At 63.2% G+C, this 18,709-nt stretch carries 16 protein-coding genes; 11 read left to right on the forward strand and 5 right to left on the reverse strand.

What is annotated here, in order from left to right; translation table 11 throughout:
* Positions 1-13 precede the first annotated feature (13 nt).
* Positions 14-442, forward strand: coding sequence for a YciI family protein (locus BC1002_RS06100; protein ID WP_013089197.1), 429 nt, complete (start codon positions 14-16; stop codon positions 440-442).
* A 121-nt stretch (positions 443-563) separates the two neighbouring features.
* Here the strand turns inward: BC1002_RS06100 and BC1002_RS06105 are convergent, their stop codons facing one another.
* Positions 564-1,142 (reverse strand): GlcG/HbpS family heme-binding protein, encoded by a 579-nt coding sequence (locus BC1002_RS06105; RefSeq protein WP_227717596.1) that lies wholly within the window; start codon positions 1,140-1,142, stop codon positions 564-566.
* A gap of 470 nt (positions 1,143-1,612) precedes the next feature.
* Here BC1002_RS06105 and BC1002_RS06110 point away from each other — a divergent pair, with 470 nt between their 5' ends.
* The 4 genes from BC1002_RS06110 to BC1002_RS06125 all read left to right on the forward strand — a co-directional run bounded on the left by BC1002_RS06110 (position 1,613) and on the right by BC1002_RS06125 (position 4,076).
* Positions 1,613-2,008 carry a tautomerase family protein gene (locus BC1002_RS06110; RefSeq protein ID WP_013089199.1) on the forward strand — a complete coding sequence of 132 codons (396 nt, stop codon included), beginning with the start codon at positions 1,613-1,615 and terminating at the stop codon, positions 2,006-2,008.
* A 63-nt stretch (positions 2,009-2,071) separates the two neighbouring features.
* Positions 2,072-3,004, forward strand: coding sequence for a hypothetical protein (locus BC1002_RS06115; protein ID WP_013089200.1), 933 nt, complete (start codon positions 2,072-2,074; stop codon positions 3,002-3,004).
* Positions 3,005-3,149: 145 nt separating this feature from the next.
* Positions 3,150-3,578 (forward strand): YybH family protein, encoded by a 429-nt coding sequence (locus BC1002_RS06120; RefSeq protein ID WP_013089201.1) that lies wholly within the window; start codon positions 3,150-3,152, stop codon positions 3,576-3,578.
* Positions 3,579-3,671: 93 nt separating this feature from the next.
* Positions 3,672-4,076: a GFA family protein gene (locus tag BC1002_RS06125; protein ID WP_013089202.1), complete on the forward strand. Its 405-nt coding sequence runs from the start codon at positions 3,672-3,674 to the stop codon at positions 4,074-4,076.
* A gap of 8 nt (positions 4,077-4,084) precedes the next feature.
* Here BC1002_RS06125 and BC1002_RS06130 read toward each other — a convergent pair whose 3' ends face one another.
* Positions 4,085-5,086, reverse strand: a complete 1,002-nt coding sequence (locus BC1002_RS06130) for an alpha/beta hydrolase family protein (RefSeq protein ID WP_013089203.1) — start codon at positions 5,084-5,086, stop codon at positions 4,085-4,087.
* Between the two features lie 269 nt (positions 5,087-5,355).
* On the opposite strand from BC1002_RS06130, the gene BC1002_RS06135 reads away from it, so the two are divergent.
* From BC1002_RS06135 to BC1002_RS06160, 6 genes are all read left to right on the forward strand, one after another.
* The gene (locus tag BC1002_RS06135) at positions 5,356-6,468 is read left to right on the forward strand and encodes an AI-2E family transporter (RefSeq protein WP_013089204.1); all 1,113 of its coding nucleotides are present in this window, start codon (positions 5,356-5,358) and stop codon (positions 6,466-6,468) included.
* Positions 6,469-6,485: 17 nt separating this feature from the next.
* Positions 6,486-8,036, forward strand: a complete 1,551-nt coding sequence (locus BC1002_RS06140) for a TolC family protein (protein ID WP_013089205.1) — start codon at positions 6,486-6,488, stop codon at positions 8,034-8,036.
* On the forward strand, positions 8,033-9,166 hold the full coding sequence (locus BC1002_RS06145) for an HlyD family secretion protein (RefSeq protein ID WP_013089206.1): 1,134 nt from the start codon (positions 8,033-8,035) through the stop codon (positions 9,164-9,166). Before BC1002_RS06140 ends, BC1002_RS06145 begins: the two co-directional genes overlap by 4 nt.
* Positions 9,167-9,173: 7 nt before the next feature.
* On the forward strand, positions 9,174-10,187 hold the full coding sequence (locus BC1002_RS06150; protein WP_013089207.1) for a DUF2955 domain-containing protein: 1,014 nt from the start codon (positions 9,174-9,176) through the stop codon (positions 10,185-10,187).
* A 52-nt stretch (positions 10,188-10,239) separates the two neighbouring features.
* Positions 10,240-10,620, forward strand: a complete 381-nt coding sequence (locus tag BC1002_RS06155; RefSeq protein WP_013089208.1) for a potassium channel family protein — start codon at positions 10,240-10,242, stop codon at positions 10,618-10,620.
* A gap of 124 nt (positions 10,621-10,744) precedes the next feature.
* The gene (locus BC1002_RS06160; protein ID WP_013089209.1) at positions 10,745-13,435 is read left to right on the forward strand and encodes an ATP-dependent Clp protease ATP-binding subunit; all 2,691 of its coding nucleotides are present in this window, start codon (positions 10,745-10,747) and stop codon (positions 13,433-13,435) included.
* Positions 13,436-13,519: 84 nt separating this feature from the next.
* Here the strand turns inward: BC1002_RS06160 and BC1002_RS06165 are convergent, their stop codons facing one another.
* The 3 genes from BC1002_RS06165 to BC1002_RS06175 all read right to left on the reverse strand — a co-directional run bounded on the left by BC1002_RS06165 (position 13,520) and on the right by BC1002_RS06175 (position 18,686).
* Positions 13,520-13,987 carry a DUF4440 domain-containing protein gene (locus BC1002_RS06165; RefSeq protein WP_013089210.1) on the reverse strand — a complete coding sequence of 156 codons (468 nt, stop codon included), beginning with the start codon at positions 13,985-13,987 and terminating at the stop codon, positions 13,520-13,522.
* Between the two features lie 117 nt (positions 13,988-14,104).
* Positions 14,105-16,201, reverse strand: coding sequence for a glycogen debranching protein GlgX (gene glgX, locus BC1002_RS06170; RefSeq protein ID WP_013089211.1), 2,097 nt, complete (start codon positions 16,199-16,201; stop codon positions 14,105-14,107).
* Entirely contained in the window at positions 16,191-18,686 is a 2,496-nt protein-coding gene (locus BC1002_RS06175) for a glycogen/starch/alpha-glucan phosphorylase (protein ID WP_013089212.1), read from the reverse strand. Before BC1002_RS06175 ends, glgX begins: the two co-directional genes overlap by 11 nt.
* Positions 18,687-18,709 lie beyond the last annotated feature (23 nt).

Consider the following 18,709-nt stretch of genomic DNA (forward strand, 5'->3'; position numbering starts at 1 on the left):
AGGGAAAACTCAAATGCGCGTCATGGTCATCATCAAGGCAACCCCCGAATCGGAAGCCGGGCAAATGCCGAGTACGGAACTCCTCACGGCGATGGGGCAGTACAACGAGCAATTGGTCAAGGCCGGCATCATGCAGGGCGGCGACGGGTTGAAACCGAGCTCGGCCGGCGTTCGCGTGCGGTTCTCAGGGAAGGACCGCAGCGTCATCGACGGTCCGTTCGCCGAAACCAAGGAATTGATTGCCGGATACTGGCTGTGGCAGGTTCAATCGATGGACGAAGCGATCGAATGGGTAAAGCGCTGCCCGAATCCGATGATGAGTGATTCGGAGATCGAGATTCGCCCGTTCTTTGAGCCTGCGGACTTTGGCGAAGCCTTTACACCCGAGCTCCAAGAAGAGGAAAACCGTCTGCGCAAGCAAATCGACGGGCAGATGCGTTGACGATTCTCACCGCATCAGCGTGCGGGGTATGCGCAGGCAATCCCGCTACGACTGTGTGAGACACGAGGCGGGCTTCCGATCCGTTGTCCGGAAGCCCGACTTCATGGGGCGATGATTGCCGTCAGTGCGAAGGTATCTGCTCGATCTTGGCGGCGCTCAGGTCGCTCGGAAAGCAGTGAGGATGCTCGAAGCCCATCGGGGACCCGCTCGTCGAGTAGACGATGTTATCCGTGTTGTTCGGTCCTTGGCCGGCGGGGACACTGCCGAGCCCCGCGAGCTTGCGCATGCGATACGCGATCGCATGATCGGCGCAGGCGCTATCGCCACTCACGCCTAATCCTCCGATGACTTTCCCTCCCGCATAAAGTGCGACGCCGCCGCCGAAGGTAATGACGCCGCCAAGCGTGTGTCCGATGCCGCTGCCCTGTTCGAGAAAGCGCGCGTCAAAAGGATTCGAATTATTCAGTCCATAAAGGGAGCCGCCCGGTTGCGTGGCCGCGTAGAGGTTTGCCGTGGATAGCGCGAGTGCATCGTTGCTGAAACCGTTCGCGGTATAAGCCTTCGCGATGGCGATGGCCCGACTACCTGGCCAGGCGTCACCGGTCACGATCACCGAACAGAGATGTCCCTGCCGATCGACGATGGCCGCCCACATCCGGTTGGGTTTGAAGATTCCGCCATTGCCATCGGGCAGGTTCACGACCGTATGCAACTGCCTTTCCACCAATGCGACCGTACCTTGCGGTAGCGTGCATCGGGCTTGTGGGACATCATCGTCGCCAGTCGCGCGACTTTCGTGCGAAAAGGACGCAATGCAAAACGCTGCGACAGCGACGGTAAGCATCTTACGCATGACGATTCTCCTGACGATCGATTTGACAGCAGGCGAGCTGTGGGCGAGAAGGTGGACAAACAGTAGGACAGCAGATGAAACAAGCGGCTCGTTGATGTTGGATGCGGGCGCGAGCTCATGGCAGCGGACGTATCTCGCTGATCTGAGAGTTCGTGTAAATAGTGAAGACCATCATGCAAAGGTGAATGGCCAAAACAGAGTCCACGTCAGCCACGCGGCACGTCACAAACGTCATGGTGATGGCGATGGTTTTGATCGATTGGATGGCGCGGCATATAGTTGGCGCGTGCGAAACACTTTCCTCGGAGGTCGACGCGATGCCTTATCTGCAACTTGATGTAAACGATCACTACTCTGTCGAGAGTAAAAGACTGCTCGCAGCGAAAATGAGTGAGACGTATGCCCGAATGATGTCGGTCGATGTCAGGCGAATCAGCGTAGCCATACGAGAACTTGGTCCGGGTAGCGTATGGCGCATCGCGGAGGAGAGCGGGGAGCCGGTGCCCGTTGCGTTGATGATGCTCGATATCAGAAGAGGGCGGCCGCCTGAGTTGCGCATGGAGTTGGCCAAAGCCCTTTGCTCGCTCTGCATCGAGATTCTGGGCTTGAGGCAAGACCGGCTCAACGTTGAATTCACTCAGCACTCGGGCGACGAGATGTATCACCCGGCGCTCGGAGGTTACAGTCCGGAATGGGAGCCGGGCCAGCGATGAGGCTTCGCCGGATCGGATCTGCATTCGCTGCGCCACTACCTGAGCCAAAGTAGGAGAAGGACCATGAGCAGGCTTGCCACATCCCTGGCGGAGAATCGACGGACGCGACCGTGGTGGATCGTCTTGATCGCCACGGTGTTCTGTTTCTTATGTCACAGCATCATCGCGCAAGCAGACGACAGCGCGGCCCGCCTGCGCGAGAAATATCAAAGTCTGACGCAGCAACTCGCGCACAACCCGTTTCATCGACCGCTGTACCTCGAATCGCAGGAGCTGCCGTCGGCGCTCAAGGGCGATATCTACGGTGTGCTCAACTATCCTTTCGCGGTGGTCAGCGGCGCGCTCAGCGACCCTGCTCAGGGCCCGGCCAACTGGTGCGACGTGCTGATCCTGCATCTGAACACCAAATACTGCCACGCGTCGATCAGCGATAGCGGTACGGTCCTCACCGTGAACATCGGCAAGAAGACAGAGGAAACTCTTTCGTCGTCGTACCGCGTGCAATTCAACTTTCGCCCGGTAGCGAGCACCGCTGATTATTTTCGCGTCGAGCTCTCCGCGGCCACGGGTCCGCTGAGCACGAAAGACTACCGTATCGTGCTTGAAGCGATCCCGGTCGGCGATAACCGCACCTTTATTCACCTGACCTACGCATACGGATACGGCACCGCGGGACGGATCGCGATGAAAACCTATCTGGCGACGATCGGCAGCGGCAAGGTCGGCTTTTCGTTGACGCCCGATTCGTCGCCGAGCGAGCCGCAATACATCGGCGGCGTGCGCGGCCTGGTCGAACGCAATACGATGCGCTATTTCCTCGCCATCGATGCCTATCTTGGCGCGCTTTCCAGCCCGCCCAACGCCCGGCTCGACAAACGTCTGGCTGACTGGTTCGATGCGACCGAGCAGTTTCCGCGGCAATTGCACGAGGTCAGCCGCGCCGACTATATGCAGATGAAGCACGACGAGTATCAACGTCAGCAAACCGCCCAGTGACGAGCGCGGCGTCTGATCAATGCAACGCCATCACGCGTTGAAGATTTTTTTCCCCTGGATGTCGATCGGGTGGTGCGTCGATCGTCGTTAGCTGGTAAGACAATCGGTCAGGAACTCCTCGTAATCCGACTCAGGAGCACACACTGTGAACAGACTCGACAATCCGATCCTGCAAGTTCTGGAAGGCTACACAGCCGCGGTATGGGCCAAAGACGTGCACGCGTTCGTCGCGCTCTACGACCGCGATGCGGTGATCTTCGACATGTGGGGTACATGGTCGTACAACGGCATCGCATCGTGGCGCGCGATGGCGGAGGGCTGGTTCGGTTCGCTGGGTGCGGATCGCGTGATCGTGGATTTCAGCGAGGCGCAAACGATGGCCGCCGCGGACCTTGCCGTCATTCACGCCTTCGCGACATACAAAGCCGTCGACGCGAATGGCCAGGAACTGCGTGCGATGGACAATCGCTTGACCATGACGCTGAGGCAGCAGGCCGACGGATGGAAGATCGTCCACCAGCACACCTCTTCTCCGATCGAGGCCGGCACGGCACAGGTTATTTTCAGGCGCTAGCGGTTTGGCGGTTCGACAGCGCGCTTCGACTCGCGAATAATCATGGCTGCGCGACTTTCCCATTAGCGACGTACCTTCTGTCTGAAAGCAGCCATGAAAAAACCATTGCTTGCCGGCCAATGCCTTTGCGGTGCCGTCCATTACTCGGTAAAGGACGAATTCGTCTACGCGTTGAACTGCCACTGTTCAAACTGTCGGCGCGCCACCGGCTCGGCGTTCAAACCCTTCGCGGGAATCGAGCGCGGCAAGCTGCGTATCACTGAGGGCGAACACAGCCTGCTGATTTTCGGCGATCAGCGCGCGTCGCACGATGTGCGCTGCAAAATATGCGGAAGCCTGATGTTCTCGGTGGTTCGTAACGGTGAATACGTTCACGTCACACTGGGAACGCTCACGGATTCGCCTACCCTCTCTCCCACTGCCCACATTTTCGTGGGTTCAAAGGCGCCGTGGTATTCGATCACTGATCAACTGCCGCAACACGACGAATTCGGGTAACGCTTTTCCTATCGCAGCAGCATCGCCTCGAAAGACCGAACCACCTCGGCATTGAATCGTTGATGGAACGCCGCCCGGTCGAAGCCCGGCGCGCTGTCGCAGATCTGCGGGCGCAGCCGCGCAAGACGCGCATCGCAGGGCGGCAGAAAGTCGTAGTGGCCTGCGTTGGCCACCAAACGATAGTCGGCAGCGCGCGGCAGGTCGTCCCGCACCGGCTCGTCGTACCAAGGATGCGGCTGATGACGATCGTCGGCGGCGCTCCACAGCTGGACCGCAGCGCGCACGCCGCTCAAGCCCTTGCGGCCGAACGCGAAGCCGAACGAGGGCGCGGCGATGACCATAGCTTTGATGCGCGCGTCGCGGACCCAGACGCCGGCGGGAACATGGGCGCCGAGATCGACGTCGACGCCCGCATGCCGCAAAGCTTCGCACAGGTCATGACCCGGGTGGACTTCGCAAAACGGGGCGATTTTCGACAGATCCGGGATGCCGCCCGCGGCTACGAGCACGGTGAAGCCACCGTTGGAAAAGCCGAATGCGCCGATGCGATCCGCATCGAGCCGCTCGTGCCCCCGCCAGTCGTCGAGCATGTAGTCCACCAGCCGGTGAAGCTGCGCGGGACGGCGCCAGAGTTGTAGCACGCGGCTCTGGTCATCGAAGGTGTCGCCGGCGTGACTGACCGCCGCCGCGACGAAGCCCGCGCGAGCCAGCGCGACAGCCGTGTCGTAATGGGCGCCGTACCAGCCCCCGCCGCCGTGTGACAACACCACCAGCGGCAGGTGATCGCCTGCGACCGGAGCGTCGGCTGCGACGCTCTGGATGAGATTGCCCAACGCGTGCGGTGTGGCCGGCACATCGGTCGGATACCAGATTCCGGCAGTGAGCGGCGGCTCGGCGCCGTTCGGTATGTCGACCTTCTGAAAGCCGACGCCGGCGGCGCGGGCCGGCGCGCCAGGCATCAAGGCCAGCAGAACGGCGACGATCGCCATCCATCTCACGGTGTTCTCCATGATTGTCGTCCGCGAGTTGAACGCGGGGCGGCTCGAGGCTATGAGACCAAAGTCCAATTGAATATTTGAAGTACGGGTTCAATAGTAGTGGAACGCCGCGTTCTGTCCGACGACGAAGCCGGCGCGATTCTCTTCCTGAAGATGCCGGAATTGCAGGCAGGCCTTGGTATTGGCGTCAAAAACGTTCCAGTGGGTTCGAGTTTTCGCGATTGCTGGCATAACACGGTGTCGCCGCGCAACCGCGCCGCGACCTGGCCGGAGAGGAACCTATGCTGCTCACACCGCTTTCCCAACGCACGCCTGCGAGAGAGATGCTCGATGTGCTGATCCGCGCCGGACTCATTGCGATCCTGGCCGTGTTCTGCTTTCGGATCTTCGCGCCGTTTCTTAACCTGATGGCCTGGTCGGTGATTCTGGCGATCACGCTGTATCCGCTGCAGGTCCGTCTGCGCCATACGCTCGGCGGCAAGGATGGTCTGATCGCGACGCTGATCATCCTTGTCGCGTTTGCCGTGATTCTGGTGCCCACGTATGCGCTGGGACTCGCGGTCGCCGATTCGATCGAGAAATCGATAGCGATTGCGAAGAGCGGTAGCTTCCAGATTCCGCCTCCCGCGGAGTCGGTGGCGAGTTGGCCCATAGTCGGCCAGCGCGTGTACGACTTCTGGCTACAGGCATCGACGGACCTGACCGGCCTTGCGCATAAGTTCGCCCCGCAGCTGAAGGAGGCCGGCCTTGCCGTGCTGGCGACGGTGACGGGCCTCGGCGCCGGGCTGGTGATATTTTTTGTCGCGCTGATCATCGCGGGAATCCTGATGGCCCACGGCGAGAAGGGCTATCACAGCGCGGTGCAGATCGCCTCGCGCATCTCGGGCCCGGGGAACGGCGTTCAGATCGCCGATCTGTGCACGGCGACGATTCGCGCGGTGGCTCAGGGCGTGGTGGGCATCGCGTTTATCCAGATGCTGCTGATCGGCATCGGCTTCGTCGTGAAGGGGATACCCGGCGCGGGGCTGCTCGCGCTGGCCGTGCTGCTGCTCGGCATCATGCAACTGCCGGCCACGCTGATCACCATTCCGGTGATCGCCTTCGTGATCGTCACGGACGGCGTGAGCACCGCAAACATCATCTTCGCGGTTTATGTGTTCGTCGCGGGCCTCGCCGATAACGTGCTCAAACCCTTGATGCTGGGTCGCGGCGTCGCCGTGCCGATGCCGGTCGTGCTGATCGGAGCGCTCGGCGGCATGGTGACGGGCGGCGTCATCGGGCTGTTCGTCGGGCCCGTGATGCTGGCGGTCGGTTATCAGCTCTTCTGGCGCTGGGTCCGAGACCAGCCGCAACCCACGCAAGCCGCGCAGATCCACGAACAGAAGCAGACCTGAAGCGCGAGGATGGCTCCGTGTCACCGTTCACGCGTCCGTACGGGATCGCAGCGCTTTTCTGGGCGCTCGGCCTGAGCGGATGCATGCGGGTGGGACCGGATTTCAAGCCGCAGCATGAAGCGTGGAGCGAGCACTGGAGCAGCGCATCTATCACGCAGGTCACGCAGCAAAGCGCACAGCCCGATGCGCGCCAATGGTGGCTGATCTTCGGCGACCAGAATCTCGAAGGTCTGATCGCCGCAGCCGACGCGAACAACGGCGACCTGAAGATCGCCGGACTGCGCGTGCTCGAGGCACGCGCGCAGCTCGGCATCGCGCTTGCGGGACGCTATCCGCAGGTGCAGCAGGTTAGTGCCGATGTACTCGCTTCGGCGCGCAAGCGCTCGGGGGGCGCCAATCCGCGCTCGGGTGCGTTCGTGCAGTATGGCGCGGGTTTTGCCATCGGCTGGGAGCTGGATTTCTGGGGGCGTTTCAGCCGCGCGATCGAATCGGCCGACGCCGCGTTCTTCGCCGCGCAAGCGAACCGCGACGATGCGCTGGTTCTGTTGCACGCCCAGGTCGCGGATACCTATTTCACGCTGCGGGTCGCGCAGGCGCGGCTACGTATCGCGCGCGAGAACGCTCAATTGCAAAAGCGCAGCTACGACATCGCTCAAAAGCTCTTCAAGGCCGGCGAATCCGATGAACTCGACTTCCAGCAGGCGAAGACGCAGTACCTCGGGACACTGAGCAGCATCCCCGACCTCGAAAGCCAGATCGTGCTGGCGCGTCATGCGCTGTCGGTGCTGATCGGGCGAGCGCCGGGTCCGCTGCCGGAACTCGACGCGCAGGCGGGCAAGGAAGGCGTGGTGCCGCTGGTGGATCATGCGGTGCTGCAGGACGTGCCGGCCGATCTGCTGTTGCGCCGCCCCGACGTTCGCGCGGCCGAGTATCAGATGGCTTCGCAATCGGCGCTGATCGGCGTGGCCAAAGCGGATCTGTACCCGTCGGTATCGCTGCTCGGCACGCTGACGTGGACCGCCAGTTCGCTCGCCGGCGCACCGAGCACACTGCTCTTTGCCGCGGGCCCGAGCGTCACGTGGAACGTGTTCGATTACGGCAGGATCACGAACAACGTGCGCGTCCAGGACGCGCGGTTGCAAGAGTTGACGGTCGCTTATCAGAACACGGTGCGCGAGGCGGCGCGCGAGGCCGACGATGCCGCGACCGCGCTGATCGCCGCGTTGCAGCGCGACACCATTCTGAATGACGCGCAAGGCGCCGCGCGGCGCTCGCTGACGCTCGCCAATACGATCTATCGGGAAGGCTATTCGGACTTCCAGCGGGTGCTCGATGCGCAGCGCGCGCTGTTCGCCCAGCAGGACGCGTACGTGGTCAATCGCAGCAATGCGCTCGGCAGTGTGATCGCGCTCTATAAGGCGCTCGGCGGCGGCTGGGAGACCGAACAGCCGCTCGTCGACGCGGCGACACGTGCGCAGATGCGGCAACGCACGGATTGGGGCGACCTTCTCGACGAAGCGACGCCGTCTTCCGGTTCGCCTGTGCAGGCCGAAGGGATGTCACGATGAGCGATACGCAGGATACCCGCGAGCCTCAAGCGGCCGCCCCGCCGAAGCCGGCGCCCGCCGCCGACCCTTCGGGCAGGGCGGTCAAGGTGGTCGTCTGTCTGATCGTACTGAGCCTGATCTGGTATCTGCTCGCCGACCGTTTCACGCCGTATACGCAGCAGGCAAGGATTCAGGCCTATGTCGTGCCGGTCGCCGCCGAGGTGTCGGGACGCGTGACCCATGTGTTCGTCCATAACAACCAGGAGGTCAACGCGGGGGACGTGCTGTTCGAAGTCGACAGCGAGCCCTACCGGATTGCCGCTGACCGCGCGCGCGCCGATCTGGAGTCGACGCGCCGTCAGGTCGGGGCCAGCACGGCCGGTATCGAGTCGGCACTCGCGGCGTTGCGAGCCGCCGTCGCGAACGAGGTCAAGGCGCGCCAGGACAGCGACCGTCTCGAGCGGCTCTATCGTGAAGACGAGGGCACCGTTTCGCTGCGACGTCTCGAGGTCGCGCGGGCGACGCATGAACAGGCGCGAAGCCAGGTCGACGGAGCGCGTGCCGAAGTCGAGCGCGCGCGGGAGCAACAGGGCGGACACGAGGCGCAGAACGCGCAGTTGCGCAGCGCCGCCAGCGCATTGGAGAAGGCCGAGCTCGATCTCGCCAACGCGCGGATCAGGGCCCGTTCGAGCGGTGTCGTAACCGATCTGCGCACGGAAGTCGGTCAGTTCGCGGCGGCTGGCAATCCGGTGATGACGCTGATCGCGATCCGCGACGTGTGGATCAGCGCCGACATGACGGAGAACAATCTGGGCCATTTGAAACCCGGCACGCGCGTCGAGATCGCATTGGACGTGCTACCCGGTGAAGTGTTCGACGGGCGGGTTCGCAGTGTCGGCTATGGCGTGAGCGTCGGACAGACCACGCCGGCCGGCAGCCTGCCCACCGTGCAGAATAGCCGCGACTGGCTGCGTCCCGCGCAACGTTTTCCGGTGATCGTCGAATTCGACGACGGCGAGCGCGCGCGTCTGCGCGATCTGCGGGTGGGCGGGCAGGCCGAAGTGATGGCGTTTCCGACTCAGGGCAATCCGCTCAATCCGCTGGGACACGCGTTCATCCGGCTGATGAGCTGGCTTTCCTATGTCTATTGAGAAGCCGATGCAGCCGGTGACCCAGCGCCTCGGTTATCGCGCGATACGTGTTGCCATCGGAACGGCGAGCGCTGTTGCCATCAGCTTTGGACTCGATTTTCCGATACCCGTCGTCGCGCCGGTATTCACGGTTTTTCTGCTGGCCACGCAAAATCGTCCGCTGTCGTTGAAGGCCGGTGTGATTCTTTCGCTGGTCGTGGCGTCGACCACCGGCAGCGGCTTGCTGCTCGTTCCGTTGCTGCGTCACTACGCGCTGGCCGGCGTGCTAATCGTCGGCCTGATGTTGTTCTGCGCGTTTCGTTATGGTCTGCGCGGCGGCAATAATCTCGTCGCCACTTTTCTGGTCGCGGGACTGACGATGATTTCCGCCGCGGGCACGGCCGACTTCGAGCTGGCCCTGACAGTCGTCGGCGCGCTGGCGAAGGGGCTACTGCTTGCCGTGCTGGTGTCGACGCTTGTGCACGGCCTGTTTCCCGAGCGCATGGACGCACGAGAACAGCCCGCGGCGGCAGCGCTGGCGCAAGACAAGGCGGCCTATATCGCGTTGCGTGCCGCGCTCGTCGTGATGCCGGCGTATCTGCTCGCGATGACCGATCCGGCGAACTACATGCCGATCATCATGAAGTCCGTCAGCCTCGGCAGACAAACCTGCACGACCTCGGCTCGCGGCGCCGCGCGCGATCTGATCGGCTCGACGCTGCTCGGCGGTCTGCTCGCCATCGCGTTCTGGTTTGCGCTGAGGCTGTTCGCGCATCTGTGGATGTTCTTTCTGTGGATGCTGCTGTTCGCCCTGCTGGTGGGGCGCAAGCTGTACGGCCTGCAACCGACGCGTTGCTCGCCGGGCTTCTGGCTGAACAGTCTCGTGACGATGATCATTCTGCTCGGACAATCGGTGCAGGACAGCGTGGCGGGCAAGGATGTCTACACCGCGTTTGCCGTGCGAATGGGGCTCTTTCTGGCCGTCACGATCTACGCATGTTTGATGCTGCTGCTCTTCGAGCAACACCGCCGTGTGGAGTGAAGTGGTGCGTGATGCCGCAAAACCGACCCGGTGATCGCAACAGGAGCATGCAATGGGAAATGCGACAGGCGAAGGCGCGGGCCGACCTCGGGCCGGCGAGATCCTGAAGGAAATGGCGATCACCGTGTGGTATCTGCGAGCGATTCTGATCGGCCTGCTTCTGCTATTCGTGCTGTTGACGATTGGCATGTACTACTGGGGCGCGCCTGTCGAGACCGCGAACCGCACACCGTCGCAGCTGGGCGAAACGGTGTACTTCTGCGCGATCACGGCGCTTACTATCGGCTACGGCGACGTCGTGCCCACTTCGTCGTTCGGCCGGATCGACGCCGCATGTCTCGGGCTGATCGGCGTGGTATTCACCGGCTTGATCGTGGCCGCGGCTGTACGGGGTGTGCAGGAGGCCGCGCATCGGGCGCAAAGGACGGGATAGCGAGGTAAGGTATCGCGTGCTGGCACAGTCCGGCAGTGCGATATCCACGTGGCCGTCGCCGGGACGGCGGGCTGGCGCGCGGTATGCTTCCCTCGAAGTCTTGACGCAATGGAGACGACACACAATGGCACGCTTGCTTTGCGATATCTGCGGTGTCCGGCCGGCGACGGTGCGGCTTGCGGTACTTCAGAACAACCAGCGTCAGCTGCTCGACGTCTGTGATTTTCACTACGCGCAACTGACCCGCCATCAACGCTCTATCTCGCCGCTCGAAGCGCTGTTTCGCGCGCAGGCATCGGCCCGGGAGCCGTCCGCTGCCGATCCGCATGCCGCGCAACAGCCCGTCGAAGGCGGCGAATCGTTCAGCATCGAGCGGCATTTCAGCGATGTCGCGATGGAGATGCTGCAGCGCGCCGCTGAAACCGCGGCGCAGTTCGGCCGTCGCGAGGTCGATACCGAACACCTGCTGTACGTGCTCGCCGACCATGCGGCCGTCGAAGCGATCCTCGCTTCGCTCGGTGTGAAGGGGAGCGATTTGCGCGCGTATATCGACGCCAACGCGGAGAAGCGCGAGCCCGCCGCGCCGAGCCCGCGCGAGCCGATGGGCGTCTCGCCGCGGCTGAAAAGCGCGCTCGATCGCGCGTTCCTTGCGTCCCGCCAGCTGGGTCACAGCTCGGTCGGCGCCGAACATCTGCTGATCGGTCTGGCCGAAGTACCGGAAAGCTTTGCGGGGCAACTGCTGGGCCGGCTCGGCGTTCAAGCGCCGGCGCTGCGTCAGCAGACGCTGCGCGCGGCCGGCGTGCAGAAGCCGTCGGCGCCGCGCCAGCCGTCGCGCACGCCGCAGCTCGACAAGCACAGCCGGGACCTCACGGTACTCGCGCGCGAAGGCCGTCTCGATCCCGTGATCGGACGCTCGAGCGAGATCGAAACGATGGTCGAAGTGCTCGCGCGCCGGCGCAAGAACAACCCGGTGCTGATTGGCGAGCCCGGCGTCGGCAAAACGGCGGTCGTCGAAGGGCTGGCTCAGCGGATGGTCAACGGCGACGTGCCGGAATCGCTGCGCAATAAGCGGCTCGTCGAGCTCAACGTGAATTCGATCGTCGCGGGCGCAAAGTACCGAGGCGAATTCGAAGAGCGCGTGAAGCAGGTGATCGACGAAGTGCTGGAAAACCAGGACTCGCTGGTGCTGTTCGTCGATGAAGTGCACACGATAGTCGGCGCGGGGCAGGGCGGTGGCGAAGGCGGTCTCGATATCGCCAACGTGTTCAAGCCGCCGATGGCGCGCGGCGAACTCAATCTGATTGGCGCAACGACGCTCGCCGAATATCAGAAGTACATCGAAAAGGACGCGGCGCTCGAACGGCGCTTTCAGCCGGTACTGATCGCCGAGCCGTCCGTCGTGCAGACGATCAACATTCTGCGCGGGCTGCGCGACAGGCTGGAGGCGCATCACAAGGTGACGATTCAGGACGATGCGATCGTCGGCGCGGCGGAGTTGTCGGATCGCTATATCTCCGGGCGCTTTCTGCCCGACAAGGCGATCGATCTGATCGATCAGGCCGCGGCGCGCGTGAATCTGTCGTCGACGTCGCGTCCTGCCGCCGTGCTCGAACTCGAAGCGGAAATCGGCCAATTGCGCCGCGAGCAGGACTATGCGGCATCGCGCAAGCAATTCGATCGCGCGCATGCACTCGGCGGCGAGATCACCGCGAAGGAAGAGCAGTTGCGCGACTCGACCGACGCGTGGAAGAAGAACATTGGCACCCAAACATCGCATGTGGGCATCGAGCAGGTCGCGGAAATCGTCGCGCGCCTCACGGGCATTCCCGTCGCGCAGTTGACGGCCGAGGAAAAGGAGCGGCTTCTGAATATGGAGCAGCGCCTGCATCAGCGCGTGATCGGCCAGGATGAAGCCGTCGTGGCCGTCAGCGATGCCGTGCGGCGCGCGCGTGCCGGCTTGCAGGCGCGGCACCGGCCTACCGCCGTGTTTCTGTTTCTGGGGCCGACCGGTGTCGGCAAAACCGAGCTGGCGAAGGCGCTCGCCGAAGTCGTGTTCGGCGACGAGGATGCGATGCTGCGCTTCGACATGAGCGAATACATGGAGCGTCATACCGTCGCGCGTCTGATCGGGTCGCCGCCCGGATACGTCGGCTACGAAGAGGGCGGGCAGCTGACCGAACGCGTGCGGCGCAGACCATACTGCGTGATCCTGCTCGACGAAATCGAAAAGGCGCATCCGGACGTGTACAACGTGCTGCTGCAGGTTTTCGACGACGGACGCCTGACGGACGGCAAAGGGCGCGTCGTCGACTTCAGCAATACGTTGATCATCGCGACGAGCAATCTCGCGTCCGACGTGATCACCGGACAGAACCGCACGGGGCCGGGATTTTTCAGCCAGGCTGGCTCCGTTAGCGTGGAAAGCGGCGTGATGAACGTGCTGCGGCAGCATTTCAGACCGGAATTCCTGAACCGGATCGACGACATCATCGTGTTCAAGTCGCTGGGCCGCGACGAGACGCGTCATATCGTGCGGATTCTGCTGGAGCAGGTGCGGCGCATTGCCAGCAGCCAGGACATCGAGCTGAGCTTCGACGACTCACTCGTCGACCATGTCGCGACCGAGGGCTACCGGCCCGAGTTCGGCGCGCGCGAACTGCGCCGGCAGATTCAGCAGCGCGTCGAGAACCCGCTTGCGAAGGCGCTGATCAATGGCGAGATCGGTGAAGGGATGCGGGTGGTTTGCCGCTACGACTCGCAGGAGCAGCGGGTGGCGTTCGAGCCCGTCTCCGAAGCAGGGGGAGCATCGGCGTAGAGGTCGCTCAAAACGCTCATCGAGCCTCTTCGCTGGGGGCTCTTGATTGTTAGTCCCGGCCCGACTTTTTCCAAACCACATCGCCTAGTTGCCCTCCGGCATCTTCGACGAATGATGGCTGGTGATCAGCCACTTGTGCCCATTCCACGCGTAGGTGAACGTATAGCGGGCCTTGACGACCGAGCCGTCCGCGAACTTGAACGTATAAAGCCCCGAGTCGATCGCCGTATTGCATTCGATCATGATGTCGCGGAAGTCGATGGTGCCGACCGGTTTGTTTTCGAGGAAGTGCTTGAAATAGTCGAGCTTTTCGTCGGCGGTCAAACGCGGCTTGTTCGAGACGGTCGGCAGCAGGATCGAGTTCGGCGCGTAGTTCGCCACGACCTTCTGCGCGTCGCCGGTTTTCAGCGAGTCGTTCCAGCGATCGAACAACGCGGAAATCTGCTTCTCCGAGGCGGGATGGCACGCTTCGGACCTCGCGAATGCGCTGCCATGCACTACGACCGCAACCATCGCGATGACGATGGACGGCCCATATGCGCTGATTTTCATGATGCCCTTCGCGATCGGTGGCCGATGGGTTGTTCCGCCAGTAGATCGAAACTGCGCGCAGCATATCCGCCACAGCATCGACATTAGAGGACAGGAGATGGTGTAACTTGGGTCAGTTCAGCTCGCTTCTTCCAGTACCACGACACTGCGCGCCTCCACGCGACATCGATCGCTTTCGATGACGCCCTGCTGCGCAACTGGCACGATGTCGTCCGGACTGTCGCGCGCGGTATCGACGATACGCCGCCAGTGCCGCGCCTCCGGCGCGGGCAACTCGACCAGGCACGCGCGATCGTTCATGTTGAACACCATGTGCAGTGCCGGCTCACCCGGCTGCTCGCCGCCCAGCGTGACGGCGAGCAGCCGCGCGCCGGCATCGTGCCAGCCGGGCTCGTTCAGGCGCTCGCCATGCCATGCCACATCCGGCCGCGTTTGCCCGGGCGAAGGCCGGCCGGTCAGGAAATTTTGCCGGCGCAGACTTGCGTGGCGCATGTGCAGCGCAATCAATTCATGCACGAAGCGCGACATGGCCGAGCCGTCTTCGGTGGGTGTCCAGTCGAACCAGCTGAGCGCGTTGTCCTGACAATAGGCGTTGTTGTTGCCGCGCTGGCTGCGCAGCACCTCGTCGCCGGCGAGCATCATCGGCACGCCCTGGCTCAGGAACAGGATGGCCATCAGGTTGCGCGCCTGGCGCAGCCGCAGAGCGAGAATCATCGGGTCGGAGGTCTCGCCCTCGGTTCCACAGTTCCACGACAGGTTATTGGAACTGCCGTCGCGATTCTCGTCGCCGTTCGCCTCGTTGAGTTTCGACTCGTAGCTCACCAGATCGATAAGCGTGAAACCATCGTGGCACGTCACGAAGTTGATACTGTTGTCGGGCAGCCTGCCGTCGTCGGCATAAAGGTCCGAGCTGCCCGCGATGCAGGTGGCGACCTCCCCGATGAGCCCCGGGTCGCCGCGCACGAAACGGCGAATCACGTCCCGATAGCGGCCGTTCCACTCGGCCCACGCCATGCCGGGAAAGGCGCCGACCTGGTACATGCCGGCGGCGTCCCACGCTTCAGCGATCAACGGCACACGCGCCAGCACACGCGAAGACTCCATCGCCCAAGGCAGCGGCGGATCGGCCATCAACTCGCCGTGCTGGTCGCGCGCGAAGACACTCGCCAGATCGAACCGGAAACCGTCGACGCCCAGTTCCTCGACCCAGTATTCGAGGCAGTGAACGATGAACGCGGTCACCAGCGGATGGTTGCAATTGACCGTGTTGCCGCAGCCGGTGTAGTCCCGATAGCGTCGCCGGTCAGCCTCGTCGAGGTGGTAGAAGATGTCGTTGACGAGGCCCTTGAAGTTGATGACAGGTCCCGTCTCGCCAGCTTCGGCCGTATGGTTGAACACGACGTCGAGCAGCACCCCGATGCCCGCGGCGTGCATCGCGTCGGTGAACGCGCGAAATTCTTGCGGCGCGCGCGCCGGGTCCAGGCAATAGCGAGGATGCGGGCTGTAGAAGCTATGCGTGCTGTAGCCCCAGTAGTTGATCAAGCCGAGGGCCGCCGTCCCGGGCGGAACGTCCTGCTCGTCGAAGGCCATCACCGGCAGCAGCTCGACGTGGGTCACGCCGAGTTGAGTGAGATACGGAATCTTCTCGATCAGGCCGGCGAAGGTGCCGGGATGCTGGACGCCGCTCGACGGATGACGCGTGAAGCCGCCCACGTGCAGTTCGTAGATGATCGCGTTGTCGAGTCCGCGCGAGATACGGTTGGGGGGCGCGCGCAGCGGTTCGGTCACGATCGCGCGGTGCGTGGCGTGCGGGTTGGGGTTCGGGTCGCCGGCCGGACGCCGTGTCCACAGAACGTCGCTGACCGCGCGGGCATACGGATCGAGCAGTTCGCGCTCGGGATCGAACGCGGAGCCGCCAGACTGCGTATCGCGCGGACCATCCACTCGCCACGTGTAGTGCGTGCCGAACGGCAGTCCTTCCACCATCACATGCCAGAAGAAGAAGGTTCGATTGTCATCGGTACAGAGAGGGACGATCTGAAACGGCTCCGGGCTGTCGGCGGCCTCGTACAGCAATAGCTCGACGCGCGTCGCGTGGCGGCAGAAGATGCAGAAATTGATGCCCCCGGGCACCACGCTGACGCCCGTCGGAAATCGCGAGCCTGGGCGAACCGCATGAGCACGCAGCAATGCCGTTTCAGGGTCATTGGTCAAGGGTGATCCTTATCGGGCAGATCCGCCAGATCTTCTTGCAGTATTCGCCGATAGCCCGGTCGGAGGAGAACTTGCCCGAGCGCGCGGTGTTCAGGATCGACATGCGGTCCCAGCGCCGCGTGTCCTGCCAGGCGGCGCTGACGTCGTCCTGACGCGCCACGTAGGCGGCGTAATCGGCGAGCACGAGAAACGGGTCCGCGTGCAGCAGATTGTCGATGAGCGGACGGAACATCTCACGGTCGCCGCGCGAGAAATGACCGTCGGCGATCAGTTGCAGCACTTCGCCCAGTTCCGCGTTGTCCTTCACGTAGTCCGCGGGGTGATAACCGGCGCGCTTCACTCCTGCCACTTCGTCGGCGGTCAGGCCGAACAGGAAGAAGTTTTCGTCGCCGACTTCTTCGCGGATCTCGACGTTGGCGCCGTCGAGTGTGCCGATCGTCAGCGCGCCGTTCATCATGAACTTCATGTTGCCGGTGCCAGACGCTTCCTTGCCGGCCGTCGAAATCTGCTCGGACAGATCGGCGGCGGGGTAGATGAAGTGCGCATTCTTCACATTGAAGTCCGGATAGAACACGACCTTCAGCCGGCCGTTCACCACCGGGTCGTTATTCACGACTTCGGCGATGCCGTTGATCAAACGGATGATCAGCTTGGCCATCACATAGCCCGGCGCCGCCTTGCCGCCGAACACGAAGCAGCGCGGTGTCAGCGCGAGTTGCGGATCGCGCAGCAGGCGCAGGTACAGCGTAACGATCAGCAATGCGTTCAGATGTTGCCGCTTGTATTCGTGGATGCGCTTGACCTGCACGTCGAACAGCGCGGTAGTGTCGACGCCGATGCCCGTGACGCGGCGGATATGCGCGGCGAGCACCTCCTTGTTCGACTGCTTCACGCTACGCCAACGCTGCTGGAACGCGGCGTCGTCGGCATAGGCTTCGAGCTTGCGCAGTCGCGCGAGATCCGTGACCCAGCCAGCGCCGACGGTCTCGTCGAGCAGGCGCGCGAGCCCCGGATTGCAAAGCAGCAGGAAGCGGCGCGGCGTGACGCCGTTCGTGACGTTGTGAAAGCGCTCGGGCCACAATTCGGCGAAGTCCCGCAGCACGGTCTGCTTGAGCAGCCCGGAATGCAGTTCGGCCACGCCGTTGATCGCGTGCGCGCCGACCGTCGCGAGATGCGCCATGCGCACGAGCTTGTCTCCGCGCTCGTCGATCAGCGACATGCGTGCGATGCGCGCTTCATCGCCCGGAAAACGTTGCCGGACCTCGTCGAGGAAACGCCGGTTGATCTCGTAGATGATTTCGAGCAGGCGCGGCAGCAGATTGCGCATCAGCGGCAGCCCCCAGGTTTCGAGCGCTTCGGGCAGCAGCGTGTGATTGGTGTACGCGAGCGCGCGCCGCGTGATGTCCCAGGCTTCGTCCCACGGCAGCTCCTTGTCGTCCACCAGCAGTCGCATCAGCTCGGCGACGGCGATCGACGGGTGCGTGTCGTTCAGCTGCACGTTGAACAGATCCGCGAAGTGTCCGAGCGGTTCGCCCTTGATTTCGAGCAGGCGCAGCATGTCCTGCAGCGAGCACGATACGAAGAAGTATTGCTGCGCGAGACGCAGGCGCTTGCCGATCTCCGGCTCGTCGTTCGGATACAGCACTTTCGACAGCGTCTCTGAGATGACCTTTTCGTTGACGGCCTCGTAATAGTCGCCGGCGTTGAAGTCCTGCAGGTCGAACGACTCGACCGCTTCGCTCTTCCACAGCCGCAAGGTGTTGCAGGTGTTGACGCGATAGCCGGGCATCGGTATGTCACACGCTACGCCTTTGACTTCCCGCGTCGGGGTCCAGCGCACACGCAGGTGCCCGCGTGCATCGGTCTCGTTGTGCGTGCTGCCGCCGAACCTGACGTAGTAAGCCACCTCCGCGCGCACGATCTCCCACGGATTGCCTCTTTGCAGCCATTTGTCGGTGGTTTCGACCTGCCAGCCGTCGCGAATCAGCTGGTCGAAGATGCCGAACTCGTAGCGGATGCCATAGCCGATGGCCGGGATTTCCAGCGTCGCGAGCGAATCCAGATAGCAGGCCGCGAGCCGGCCCAGCCCGCCATTGCCGAGCCCCGGCTCCTCCTCGATCTCGAGCAGCGTATCGAGATCGACGCCGAGCGAGGCCAGCGCTTCACGCGCGTTGGCCTCGATGTCGAGGTTGGCGAGGTTGTTGCCGAGTTGCGGGCCGATCAGGAATTCGGCGGAAAGGTAGCAGGCGACGCGCGCATCGTTGACGGCGTAGGTCTGCACGGAGGCGGCCCAGCGCGCCAGCATGCGGTCGCGCACGCTGTACGCGAGCGCCATGTACCAGTCGTGCGGCGAAGCGATGGCCGGATAGCGGCCGAGCAGGCACAACAGATTGTCGAGCACGCCGCGCCGCAGCGCGGCAGCGCTCAGGCCGGTGCGCGCCGCATCCGTGCTTGGCGGCGAAGTCGTGGTGGGAGCGTCGTCCATGGAGCTTTCCCCGGTGCGTGCTG

The organism is Paraburkholderia atlantica, assembly GCF_000092885.1.
Classification (GTDB): Bacteria; Pseudomonadota; Gammaproteobacteria; order Burkholderiales; family Burkholderiaceae; genus Paraburkholderia; species Paraburkholderia atlantica.